An 11687-nucleotide genomic window follows, 5' to 3' on the forward strand; every position below is an offset into this window, starting at 1 on the left:
AAAATAACCGAAAATCCATATCACAAAATGCTCTTAGTCTTATATAAGACTACAATTTAATCCCCTTATCTTTTGATTGGATAATATAATAATTATCCGATTCCCACTTATAATAACCCACATTAAAATCTTTTAGGTTGATTACATCCTTGAAATCATGTGGGATAGTGCACTCCCAATTTAAATTTTCTATCTTAATAGGAAAATTATCATCGTTAGGATTAGGAGAGTGGATATAGACTGCATCTAAACCTGCCTCTTCCTCAACTAATCCTATCCACGATTGATAAGGTTTATTGAATGTGCTAAGATTTTCTAATAAACTGTTATACAAAACGATATGTGCTTTTATATGCTCTCTTCTTATTTTCCCGCTATTATTCCCATGCCCGTAAAAATCAAGATGGGTATGCCAAGCATCAAACCAAGCATCTTGCCCAAAGTCTAAATCGTATTGCTCAGCGTTTAAGTCCCTCCACAAGTTACGAAAGTAACGCTTTTTTCCTCGAAACTTTTTCAAAAATAGTTTCCTCCTATTGAACAAGTTTATATTTGCATATTTGGAACAATTGAAAAAGCCATATTGATTTTGACATTCCCAAACTGTCTATGTATCGGTCGTTTCAACTACAAATGATGTTAAAAGAAAACGTTAATATTGATACTTTCGATACTACGGCTATCAAACAAACAAAACCATGCAAGGTAGTTGTAAACTAACCTTTGAAAAGAAATGAGATTATAACTATCTTATAAATCCTTCTGATCCACATTCAATTCGATTAAATTTCCATCGGGATCCGCACAAAAAATTTGAGCAAATCCGCTTACACTTTTTGGTTTTTCAACGATTTCCACGTTATGCTGTTTTAACCAATTCAATGTATCATAGTAGTTCTCTACTCGAAGCGCAAAGTGACCTTCTTTACTGTTTAGGGCTTTATCTTTGCGGATTGTCTGTGACGCTGGATAGACGATCAGATGAAGTTGCTGATTCTCTATTTGATACCAAGCACCTGGAAAATCAAAATCAGGACGTTTTAATTCTTTTAAACAAAGAATTTTCTCATAAAAATATTTGGCTTTTTCCAAATCCGTGACTGTAAGACTTACATGATGAAGAGCTTTATATGTAATCAAGATATCCACTCCCTTTTTATTCCATTTTCATTTTATCTAGTGCTTTTTTTCGATAAAAAAATTCCATTTATGAAAGGAAAATACTTAAAACAAAAGACATTAATGATGTTTCATTTAAATGAACCTTAAAAATTCTCGCGATAGTATCGCTTAAAATAATGATAACAGAAATAATAAATGATAACTTAGAAATCGCAAAATTATTGACTGTATCGATACTGTAAATAGTCACTCCTGCAAGCATTTCAATAATTCCATCTCAAAAATCTTTATTCATTAGATACAATTAGCTCTTTTGTTTTCAAATCATATATTTTATAACCAATCTCCCAGTTATGATCTTTCGTAACAGTCAAGGTACAATAATAAGGCGCCTTCTTGCCATATATATCAAGCTCTGGAATATCACGAAAGCTAAAGATTTCTCCTGTATCAAGTATTTCGAAGCTTGCTTCCGCAGTTCGAGCTGATGTATCAATATCAATTGCACACGCTCCATCAAGCTGCACATATTCTCGAAACAGAATATATTTAAGACTTGGCAAAGTGATAATTAACAGGAAAATTCCTAATGACAAAATAGCTATCGTTTTACTACCTTTACTAAAAGTTATTTTTCTATCATCATACATTTGAATAATATAAATCAGTGAAATACTAAAAAAGACAATTCCTAATCCAAACATTAAAAAATACATAACCATACTCACTTATCCCTCACTTTATATCCATATACGGACATAGGTAGGATATAGTTTCAACTTTTCAAACTAACTAATAAAAAAGACCAGCTCTCTTAAATGAGTATCTGGTCCATTTCATTCTTATTTCGCTTTTTGCTTAACTTCCAAATGGAAAGAATAAATTTCACTAGCACCAATTAAGCGAAATCCTTTTCCTTGAACATAATCAAATTTTAAATCCTCATTAATATGCTTAATCGTTAATGGATCTAAATAAATTGTTAAACCGTTATCCGTAAAGGCTGTATCTTCTTCTTGTGAAAAATCAACCGCTAAATCGAAATTATAAACATAGCTGCATCCGCCACTAAAGATTGTACTCAACCGATAAACTGCTCCTACAGGAACTTCATAGCTACGAAATTTTTCAACAGCAGCATCTGTGATTGTTACCTTCATCTTGCCATCTCCTACCTATTTTTACTTTCCTATATACTATTCCAATATAAGAATGTAGATAATCTTACTCTCAGCTTAATCGATTTCTGAAATGGTTGCAAAAATTTCTGCTTTCAGATGAAGGTACCGGAATTAACATATTGCTCATTGATTTAATATCCGTATCTTTCTCCGTTTTTCAAATCTAACAGATGATTGTTAATCGAAATGGTATTTTCATTTTCCCACTTAACCTCTACATTTTCGATATTATCTTGATAGTAAATTCTCTTTTTAAACCATAGTGGACCGTTTAATTCTCCCCTAACTCCAAATGACCCCATTGCCCCGGCATCATATTGATAAAAATCAATGGTGTTCGTTCCATCAGGAGATTGTACGGTTTCCAGATGTTTATTTGCTCCAAATCCTGAGGCAAATATTACAAACAGTGTTGCAAGTAGAAATGCGATTGACAAGATGGAAGATAAAATGACCGTTAACCAACTTCTTGTTTTTGTGTGCCTATTTCTTTTATCTTTAAAACCAATAATGCCGAAAATAAAAGCAGCTAGACTAAAGATAAGCAAAATATAATTGGGAGGTGCAATCAACCAAGTGTTGTTAATATTTGAATACAAGGAGTATGCTCCCAAGACTAAACAAACAAGGATTAAATAAAATGACCATACATTATAGCTCTTTTCCATAAGGCTCCCCCTAATACTATTTCAACTCTTCTTTCATTTTTATCCAAAATTTCTATCTAAAAAAAGCAGTAAATAGCTGCCCGCAAAAAAAACATAGGTGAATTTAATCAAGAGAAACATTGAAAATTCAAAAGTTGTTAGTTTTCTTTGCTTTTTATTCTTTTTTAAATGCCAATAATAGAAAAAAGTGCATAGTAATAGCAATACCAACGATAATTGATTGATTGTTTCTAATAGATTGATCATCATAAACACCTCAAAATAGTTGTTTAGATTTTACGGTTAGATACATATGCTTTCTTACTTATCATGCTCCTGTCTTTCAATTAGTTATCTATATAAACGGATTAATACGAAAATAAAGTTTCACTTCAAAAAAAGACATTCACAATCAATGGTATGATCTATTTGTGGATATCTAGCTTTTTTACTATAAAAGTAATGGCATTTGTTTTTAGCAATACTTCCTTTTCATCACGGCCAATTATATATTCCAACGGTTTAACTACTTGGAACAACACTTCCCACCCTCTATAAATTCTACTTAGTGTATGTATCATATCTTCCGTTTTCTTATTTATTTCCATCATTGCTTCTAACTTTTTATTCGTTTCCAGTTCGATCTCTTCTATCTCAGAATTAACAATCAAGCAGTTTATTCCATCTTTTTTTGTTCCGACTGCCATCTGTTTCAATACATATTCAAAAACCTCATCTGATTCGACGTGCTCCAAAGTGGACACAGCAACAATGAGATCAAATTTATTTTTATCGATTACATAATGTCCGATATCTGCCTTTCTTGTTTCAATGATTCCTTCAACCTTATATTCTTTGCTATACAGTTTCAATTTTTCTAAAGCGGAATCTAATAGATCCACACAAATGACTTTCCCATTCTTATCCTTTAATTCTTGCGCAATTGGAATGATGTTTCTCCCTACTCCTGAACCTAAATCCAGTACCTGCATATTTTCTTTATTAGGAAAAAAGGAAAGTAAATCCATAACAGCCTTTACCGGCTTGTATAACCATGAGCCTTCTTCAAACAACTTATAATTTTCATAACAAAAATCATGGTATTTCTTTTCTTCCTTTCGAATTAAATCTAGTCTAAGCAATATAAGCTCTCCAATCTTCAGTAAACTTTTTCCTAGTATATAAAGTTAGTCAATATCTAAACACTTTTGAAAATTGAAATTCCCCATTTACTACCTCATAGTGTTCAAAAAAAACATCATCAATATTTTAATTATTTAGATAATTGTATCCGCCTAGTTATTATATACAGTATTTTACAAATTCTCAATGCATATATCTTAATTTTTTAATCTTCCATCTATGTAATTCTCCATGGGGACTCCTACTCTATTTTTTATAGAATAAGAGATGGAAAGAAATCAGTATCGCTAAAACACTGGGTATCAGATTTCACTGAAAAAGATTTTGTTTTGAACAATTTATTTATCTTTGCGGATGTTTCAGAAAATTAAATATAATAAACCGCTATTGATTAAATTTTTTATCAACAACGGTTTTATGTTTGTTAAGATTTATTTGTCTTTTGCATCAGTTGGGTCACGATGTATATATTCTATTAACTCTACTTTGGAAGCGGCTAAATTTTTTTCATCTAACTCTTTATTAAACTGAAGTGGTGATACTCCAAATACTATTGTATCCGTACCGAGTTGTCCTTTTTTGTTTCCTTCATAAGTATCAACAGTAAATTTAATAATAAAAGGATGACTAAACTCCCTTCCTTTTTCAGATTGCAGTATTTCTACTACATCATTGTTCTTATTCCACCAATTATATTGAGCTCTAATGGAATCCTTTTTATAAAAATCATTCATTGCTTGTCTCACTTCATCTGTAAATTGAGACAATAAGAATTGGTCAAAAACTTGTTCAGTTCCTTGGAAGTTGTGTTTATTTGTTTTTTCTGCACTTACAGGTATGTAGTTCACACACATAGCAAACAGAAAAACAGAAAATACTATCAACTTTTTCATTCAATTCATCTCCTTTTAAATTAATATTTGGAGAATGAGGTATTTAATTCATTTATCAATGAATTAAATTAGTATTAAAACGATTACTTGTTTGTGTAATGCTCTTTAACAGATGGAAGAAGAGTAATAAACTGAATGGCGATTCCTAGGAAGATATAGAACACGTGAATAAACGCAACTCCTTGAATCATATACACTTCGACTGTAATCCAAATATTTAAGATAAAACCAACGTACAAAGAACTATTCCATGACCAATGTGTTTCTTTATAAAGGCTGAGCTTTTCGGCAATTTTTAACGACTTTTCAGAGATAAGAAAAATGGCAGTAATGATCGGAAGAATTCCCAACGCAACAAATAATATAAGACCTGGAATCAGAAAATCATCAAAGGGGCTAGTTTCCAAAATATCCGTTGACATTGACAGAAGTGACCCATCAGGATAAATAATCAATAAACCTCCACCAACAAGAGCACCTATTCCCAGAAAAACGTGTAAAAAGATTAACAAATAGCAAGAAAAAGACTTCCGTTGCTTCGCAATCATTAGAATCATCTCCAGAAAGATTATGTTTTCCAGATTAATTATAGCGTGTAGCAAAAATTTCAGATGGATGAGTTATGACGGAACTGTGAATGTTTATTAAGAAGTGCAAATGTATTAAATGAACATATAGCATAATAGATAAAAAGATACTATGATTATCGAAATGGAAACAATTCACATTATAATCTAGAAAAAAATAAGGAATTCGCAATTTGAAAGTAAATATGCAAAAACACAAGCATGTGATTGGCTTGCGTTTTTACATTCGAATTTATTTAAAAATTAAAATTTGGCAGTTCCCAAGTGAACCCTATCCTATTCATCTAAAAGAGTCACCTTTGAATCTTCATAAAAAATGGAGTCTTTTACACACTAAACCCTCTTACTTTCCAATCATTGACAGCAATACTTTTTCCATCTCTTCTTTAGACATTGTATCTGCAGTTAAGATGATTCTATATCCTTTGTTAGGTACAGTTATCCTCATCCCAACCCACGGCCATTCTTCACTTGGCGGAGCATAATCAACCTGAAAGCCATGTAATGAATAGGGTTTTGCTTGATCAAAAAAGCCACCCTCTTCCCATTCTAAATCAACTGATTGATTTATTTTTAGCTGTATGGTTGAAAATTCAGATTTCCCGTCACTGTAATCTAACGAAACAACTGATTCTTCCCCTTCTTTCTGAATAGCAAAGCTTTCATCCACTTGTTCATATCCATCTGGAATATAAGTCGGTTTTATAATAGGAAAACTTGCGAAACTTTGTGCTTCCTTTAGGGCAAATTCCTTTTCGTATGTGCTTTGCAATTCTTTGATTTCATGTAGTCTTTTGGCTTCCTTGCTATCTGGCTGTCGATTTTCTTTATTTATCTTTTTCCACGTCTCAGCCTGTTCTATATACAATTGACTATACTTTTTGAACTCTTCGTTGGTTAAATTTTCTTTCGCTATTTGCATGTGGCGTTCAAAGAAATCTATTTCTCCTTGACTTTCTTCAGGATAAGTCTGCATTAAATTCTCTTTCGATCCAAATAGCTGACTAATCAAAGATTGTGCAGCATCTGCAATATGCGAACCACCAAAAGCTAGACTCACTCCAATTATCATAATCGAAGCTACAGATGCAAGTACCCACTTAGGAAAGTTTCTTTGCTTTTCTTCTCTATGTAATTCCTGATCTATTTTTTCGAATGTTTCTTTTTTAAACTTTTCCATATTTACTTCATGCTTAAAGTACATCTTTGCTGATCTTAATTCTTTTTCCTCCATCTCCATCCTCCTTCATTCTATTACTTAATAATTGACGACCTCTGGCAAGTCTAGATTTTACTGTGCCAACTTTAAGATTTAAAACTTCCGCTATTCGCTGAATCGAAAGCTCTTCAAAATAGAAGAGTGTAATAGGCAAACTATAATGTTTCGGTAAATCATAGACAGCATTATGTATTTCTTCTTCCTGTACACTTCGGAGATAGGAGTCTTCGCTGCTTTCTTGTTTCTTTTCCGGTAAAAAATCAGATATAACTTCTCGCCAAGATTTTCGAAATGAACTATTGCATTCATTTATTACAATTCTCGCTAGCCATGAGAATGGCTCTTCCTTATTCTTTAATTGATCCATCGAATAAAAAGCCTTAACAAATGCTTCTTGCACTTGATCTTCTGCTTTTAACCAATCTTTCGTGTATGTATATGCAAGCCTAACAAGACGCTGCGTATAATGATCTATCCACAATTCTAGAACTTCTTTCTTATTCAAGAATTCCCCTCCTTATTTATTTGGTTATGGTCTTTCGTTAGTAAGATGTATTTTCTTAAGGAAAGGTTCCAATTTTTTATACTAAATCTCGTATCTATCATTCTACCAATTCCCTTTATCAATATTTTCCATTATAATTCAACTTACAAATATATACATAGGGAGAGTGTAGAAATGGGAACTTTTCAAAGTGCAAAAGACAATTGGAATGCAGATTTATATGATGACAAACATTCGTTTGTTTCGAAATTGGGGAATAATTTAGTAGAATTATTGAATCCAACACAAGGTGAAAAAATCCTTGATCTTGGGTGTGGAACGGGTGATTTGACGAACACCATTCATAATTTTGGTGCTGAGACTTTAGGTATCGATAAATCGGAAAATATGGTGAAGCAAGCACTCAATAAATATCCTCATCTAAAATTCATGGTTCAAGATGCAACAAGCTTACATTTTCCTAGCGAATTTGATGCAGTATTCTCTAATGCAACTTTACATTGGGTACACCCTCCTATCCAAGCTTTAGAAGGTATCTATCAAAGTTTAAAAAAAGGCGGAAGATTTGTTGCCGAATTTGGCGGCAAAAGCAATGTTCAAACAATATCAGATGAAATTATCCGTCAAATAAAACAAGCTGGATTTCCGTTTAGCCAGGAACAATTTCCTTGGTATTACCCAAGTATCGGAGAGTATTCAAGTTTAATGGAAAAAATCGGATTAAGGGTTACCTTTGCACAACACTTCGATCGACCGACTCCATTAGATGGGGAAAGTGGATTGAGGAATTGGATTGCTATGTTTGGGGATCAACTGTTTAATGGTATTCCTATAGAGATCAAAGACGATATCATTTCAAAGGTTGAAGAAAATGTAAAAGGCATTTTATATATAGAAGGAAAATGGATGGCTGATTATAAAAGACTCCGAGTAATTGGTGTGAAAGAATAATGGAGAAAGCGAGGACGTAATAGGCTCCTCGCTTTCTCCATTGAATTGTTTTTCACCAACCTTCCTATTGACAGACAAGATAAGAACGTTTAGCTCGGAGATTTCTTATTAAAGCATTTTCCATAAATTATTTGTCCTTCAATATGTAAAAAAACCTTTATTTCCGTCATCCCTTTTCTCTTTGGATAGCGCATTCTGAAAAAACTACTTCGATACCTTCTATTTGTTTATGACAATAAGAACATGGAGGATTTTTTTAAACATCGTTTTTCCTCCCTACAATTTATTTACTTTTCTACGGACAACCACTATTAAAAGTTCCTTTTTTCTCCATTTATTAAGTCTGCATTTTAAATGGGCTCACATGCAAAATACAGACACCTATGATACACTTAAGTTATCAGAATTCAAATTATTCAATTAATAACGGAAGTTTTAGCAGGAGGTGATAATTTGTTGCTTTTAATCATAGCAATCGTATCGATAGTTATATGGAGTACACTAACTCGAGAGCTTGTAAAATCTTCAGATGAGAAGAACAAACAGAAAAACGAACTTAAAGTAATTACCTTAATGTCTGCAGGTACCATATCAACAATTATTCTGACCATCTCACTATTTCAAAATGTCCAATCTTAAAAATCGGCTGTAAAACAAACAATCATAAAAATTCACACAGAACTTCCGTAACTTCGGAAGTTCTATTTTTTGTCACTCTTTAAGCAAAGCAAAAAAGCATTAACACTTGTTGGCGGAGAATTTCCTGCTTCTCCTAAAAGATATACAAAAATGAAAAAGAAGATGATAAGTAAACCAAAGACAATTTTGTCGACAAACTGGCCTTACTTTCATGAAAGTAAGGCTTCGCATATTGAAATGATCTAACTTGCTAGTTGTTTAGCATTCGATTGATCCATGTAAAATCTTAGAATAATAAATATCATACTCAATACTAAAGATAAAAACCCTACTAACACCACGTATTGTGTACCTATTCCTGCTATGAAAAATCCACCTAAAGCAGTTCCAATTGTTGTACCTACATTACAAGAAGAAATAAATAATCCATTTGCAAAATCAGGAGATTCGGGTGCTGAGGACATAATCCAATATTGATTGATGTTTCCTCCTACTCCAGCTAAGATTCCCCATATTAAAGTAATGATGGCCATCGGTATGGAGAAATGTCCAAATAAGAATAGCAGAATATAAATGGCACCTAAAGCAACGGGAAATGCCATTACCGTATGGAGAGCTTTTCTTGTCAGTAGCTTCCCGCCCACAATATTTCCAATGATATTAGCCCCACCAAAAACCATTAACATAATGGTAATGGAATTCGAAGATATACTCGTTACTGTTTTCAGATATTCAGCAAGGTAACTTTAGACCCCAAATATAGCTGAATTGAGGAAAATAACGGCGACAATGGATTGCCAAGTTATCATTTTCTTTAAAACAGATACTTGTCTTCCATAAGAAAGTTTTTCTTTTACTGGCATAGAAGGTATATAAATTAATGTAGCAATAAAGGCTACTGCATTCACAACAGCAAAGAATACTAGTGCCATTTGTAAGGAAGCTGTACTGGCTATAAAACTTGCGATTGGAACACCAATGACCATTCCAGCTGATACCCCTATAAATACTTTCGAAATGGCTTTCGGTGCCTCTTCTTTCCTAACCGAGGCAGCAGCAACAGAAAATGCCAACGAACAATAAATGGGATGGAAAAAGGCTGGAACGATACGAGCAATTAATGCTACGGTAAAGCTCGTTGTAAATATAGAAACTAGGCTTCCTAAAACAAAAACACCAAGTACTAGCAACATCACCTTCTTACGATCAATTGCTGAAAATAGCAATGGCATTGTCGGACCAGAAACTGCAATAACAAGGGCAAAAAGACTAACAAGTAATCCCGCTTTTGAAATACTGACATGAAAATGTTCAGCTAGAGCTGGAAGTATGCCTATGACACCCATTTCTGTATTAATAATGCCGAAAACACCGAATGTTAATATAAAAAGAAGCAATTTATTTTGTTTAATCACATTACCCCCTCCTAAATTTTAAAAGAAACTACTATATGTAAAAATCTAAGCATAGTAAATTTTCTCCTTTTACTCATTATTTTAGAGCCACTATTGACATATAACAAATACTTATATCTTATATCTAGATATGCTTGATAAGCATATACTTGATGTATATACTAAAAATAAATAAAGGAGGGCGTATCAATGGAATTTAGAGTGTTGCGTTATTTTCTTCATGTTGCTAGAGAAGGAAGTATTACGAAGGCGGCTGATTTTCTCCATGTTACCCAGCCAACCTTGTCAAGACAGTTAAAGGATCTAGAACTAGAATTAGGAAAGAAACTCTTTATTCGCAGTAGTCATAGTATCACCCTTACCGAAGAAGGAATGCTCCTACGAAAAAGAGCAGAAGAAATCGTTCATATGATTGATAAACTAGAATCAGAATTTATAGCCATGGAAGAAACAATAAGTGGAGATGTATATATTGGCAGTGGAGAAACAGACGCAATGAGGAAGATTGCACAGGTAGTTAAAGATTTGCAGGTTCGTTATCCCAATATACGATATCACCTCTACAGCGGAAACGAAGATGATGTGTCTGAGCGACTTGATCGTGGGTTACTGGACTTTGGCATCTTAATTGAACCAGCTGATTTATCAAAGTACAATTATATTAATATCCCCGCAAAAGATGTTTGGGGAGTTATTATGAGAAATGACAGTACCCTTGCTGACAAAAATACAATCCAAGCATCCGATTTACAAAATCTTCCCCTAATCTGTTCCAGACAGGCTATAAAGCAAACCTATTCAAAAAATGTTTTTGCTGATTGGTTTGGGGAAGATTTCGATAAATTAAATGTTGTCACTACATACAATCTTGCCTATAATGCCGCCATTATGGTAGATGAAGGCATTGGCTATGCCATCACCCTTGATAAAATAGTGAACACTTCTTGTGACAGTAATCTTTGTTTTCGACCGTTAGAGCCCAGATTAGAATCTGGCCTAAACATCGTTTGGAAAAAACATCAGGTTTTTTCTGCTGCAGCTGAAGTGTTTTTAAAAGAAGTTCAGGCTAAATTTTCACATCCTATATCAGGAATGTAGGTAAGCATTATTTTTTAAGTAAAAAGTTAATAGAGCTATCCTTTTTTAAAGGGTAGCCCCCGTAACAGCAAATTGCCCCCTTGTCATTAAACAACTTAAAAATTTCTATCCAACAAGATCCCTACTTGTTCTGCCACGACTTGAGTAGGTTCAGACAATTCATTCGTAAACCATGCTTCCACTATCTCTACAATTGCTGCACCAAAAAATTTAAGAATTAGCTCCTTACTTAATCCTTGATTTAGCCCTTTATTCACAACTATTTCTGCCTCTAACTCCTCGATCAC

14 protein-coding genes and 2 pseudogenes are annotated in these 11687 nt (G+C 33.3%); 3 read left to right on the forward strand and 13 right to left on the reverse strand.

Annotation, left to right across the window (positions count from 1 at the left end; all coding sequences use genetic code 11):
* Positions 1–49 precede the first annotated feature (49 nt).
* The 11 genes from RTL21_RS19195 to RTL21_RS19245 form a co-directional block, all read right to left on the reverse strand.
* Positions 50–520, reverse strand: a complete 471-nt coding sequence (locus RTL21_RS19195) for a hypothetical protein (RefSeq protein WP_312098224.1) — start codon at positions 518–520, stop codon at positions 50–52.
* A gap of 230 nt (positions 521–750) precedes the next feature.
* The gene (locus RTL21_RS19200) at positions 751–1140 is read right to left on the reverse strand and encodes a VOC family protein (protein WP_312098226.1); all 390 of its coding nucleotides are present in this window, start codon (positions 1138–1140) and stop codon (positions 751–753) included.
* A gap of 67 nt (positions 1141–1207) precedes the next feature.
* A complete protein-coding gene (locus RTL21_RS19205; protein ID WP_312098227.1) occupies positions 1208–1384 on the reverse strand; it encodes a hypothetical protein in 177 nt (58 codons plus the stop codon).
* Between the two features lie 25 nt (positions 1385–1409).
* Positions 1410–1844 (reverse strand): hypothetical protein, encoded by a 435-nt coding sequence (locus RTL21_RS19210; RefSeq protein WP_312098228.1) that lies wholly within the window; start codon positions 1842–1844, stop codon positions 1410–1412.
* A 120-nt stretch (positions 1845–1964) separates the two neighbouring features.
* Positions 1965–2282 (reverse strand): iron-sulfur cluster biosynthesis family protein, encoded by a 318-nt coding sequence (locus tag RTL21_RS19215; protein WP_312098230.1) that lies wholly within the window; start codon positions 2280–2282, stop codon positions 1965–1967.
* Between the two features lie 152 nt (positions 2283–2434).
* Complete coding sequence (locus RTL21_RS19220; RefSeq protein WP_312098232.1) at positions 2435–2971, reverse strand: DUF5412 family protein; 537 nt, start codon at positions 2969–2971, stop codon at positions 2435–2437.
* A 404-nt stretch (positions 2972–3375) separates the two neighbouring features.
* Positions 3376–4092 (reverse strand): class I SAM-dependent methyltransferase, encoded by a 717-nt coding sequence (locus RTL21_RS19225; RefSeq protein WP_312098234.1) that lies wholly within the window; start codon positions 4090–4092, stop codon positions 3376–3378.
* A 432-nt stretch (positions 4093–4524) separates the two neighbouring features.
* A complete protein-coding gene (locus RTL21_RS19230; protein WP_312098236.1) occupies positions 4525–4986 on the reverse strand; it encodes a DUF3888 domain-containing protein in 462 nt (153 codons plus the stop codon).
* Between the two features lie 83 nt (positions 4987–5069).
* Positions 5070–5534 (reverse strand): hypothetical protein, encoded by a 465-nt coding sequence (locus RTL21_RS19235; RefSeq protein ID WP_312098238.1) that lies wholly within the window; start codon positions 5532–5534, stop codon positions 5070–5072.
* Between the two features lie 382 nt (positions 5535–5916).
* On the reverse strand, positions 5917–6807 hold the full coding sequence (locus RTL21_RS19240) for a DUF4367 domain-containing protein (RefSeq protein ID WP_312098239.1): 891 nt from the start codon (positions 6805–6807) through the stop codon (positions 5917–5919).
* Positions 6767–7297 (reverse strand): sigma-70 family RNA polymerase sigma factor, encoded by a 531-nt coding sequence (locus tag RTL21_RS19245; protein ID WP_312098240.1) that lies wholly within the window; start codon positions 7295–7297, stop codon positions 6767–6769. The genes RTL21_RS19240 and RTL21_RS19245 overlap by 41 nt, the downstream gene beginning before the upstream one ends.
* A gap of 174 nt (positions 7298–7471) precedes the next feature.
* On the opposite strand from RTL21_RS19245, the gene RTL21_RS19250 reads away from it, so the two are divergent.
* Positions 7472–8248, forward strand: a complete 777-nt coding sequence (locus RTL21_RS19250) for a class I SAM-dependent methyltransferase (RefSeq protein ID WP_312098242.1) — start codon at positions 7472–7474, stop codon at positions 8246–8248.
* A gap of 453 nt (positions 8249–8701) precedes the next feature.
* Positions 8702–8887: a hypothetical protein gene (locus tag RTL21_RS19255; protein WP_312098244.1), complete on the forward strand. Its 186-nt coding sequence runs from the start codon at positions 8702–8704 to the stop codon at positions 8885–8887.
* Between the two features lie 242 nt (positions 8888–9129).
* On the opposite strand, the pseudogene RTL21_RS19260 reads toward RTL21_RS19255, so the two are convergent.
* A pseudogene (locus RTL21_RS19260) lies at positions 9130–10302 on the reverse strand (MFS transporter).
* A gap of 189 nt (positions 10303–10491) precedes the next feature.
* On the opposite strand from RTL21_RS19260, the gene RTL21_RS19265 reads away from it, so the two are divergent.
* Entirely contained in the window at positions 10492–11400 is a 909-nt protein-coding gene (locus tag RTL21_RS19265; protein ID WP_312098245.1) for a LysR family transcriptional regulator, read from the forward strand.
* Positions 11401–11495: 95 nt separating this feature from the next.
* Here RTL21_RS19265 and RTL21_RS19270 read toward each other — a convergent pair.
* A pseudogene (locus RTL21_RS19270) lies at positions 11496–11687 on the reverse strand (TetR-like C-terminal domain-containing protein); the annotation flags it as partial.

It is taken from the genome of Niallia sp., assembly GCF_031978665.1.
Lineage (GTDB): Bacteria > Bacillota > Bacilli > Bacillales > Cytobacillaceae > Niallia.

What these genes read in the sequence shown, in the direction of transcription:
- RTL21_RS19205 (WP_312098227.1), bottom strand. Translation starts at nt 1,384, where the DNA reads ATGCTTGCAGGAGTGACTATTTACAGTATCGATACAGTCAATAATTTT.
- RTL21_RS19210 (WP_312098228.1), bottom strand. Translation starts at nt 1,844, where the DNA reads ATGGTTATGTATTTTTTAATGTTTGGATTAGGAATTGTCTTTTTTAGT.
- RTL21_RS19215 (WP_312098230.1), bottom strand. Translation starts at nt 2,282, where the DNA reads ATGAAGGTAACAATCACAGATGCTGCTGTTGAAAAATTTCGTAGCTAT.
- RTL21_RS19220 (WP_312098232.1), bottom strand. Translation starts at nt 2,971, where the DNA reads ATGGAAAAGAGCTATAATGTATGGTCATTTTATTTAATCCTTGTTTGT.
- RTL21_RS19230 (WP_312098236.1), bottom strand. Translation starts at nt 4,986, where the DNA reads ATGAAAAAGTTGATAGTATTTTCTGTTTTTCTGTTTGCTATGTGTGTG.
- RTL21_RS19235 (WP_312098238.1), bottom strand. Translation starts at nt 5,534, where the DNA reads ATGATTGCGAAGCAACGGAAGTCTTTTTCTTGCTATTTGTTAATCTTT.
- RTL21_RS19240 (WP_312098239.1), bottom strand. Translation starts at nt 6,807, where the DNA reads ATGGAGGAAAAAGAATTAAGATCAGCAAAGATGTACTTTAAGCATGAA.
- RTL21_RS19250 (WP_312098242.1), top strand. Translation starts at nt 7,472, where the DNA reads ATGGGAACTTTTCAAAGTGCAAAAGACAATTGGAATGCAGATTTATAT.
- RTL21_RS19265 (WP_312098245.1), top strand. Translation starts at nt 10,492, where the DNA reads ATGGAATTTAGAGTGTTGCGTTATTTTCTTCATGTTGCTAGAGAAGGA.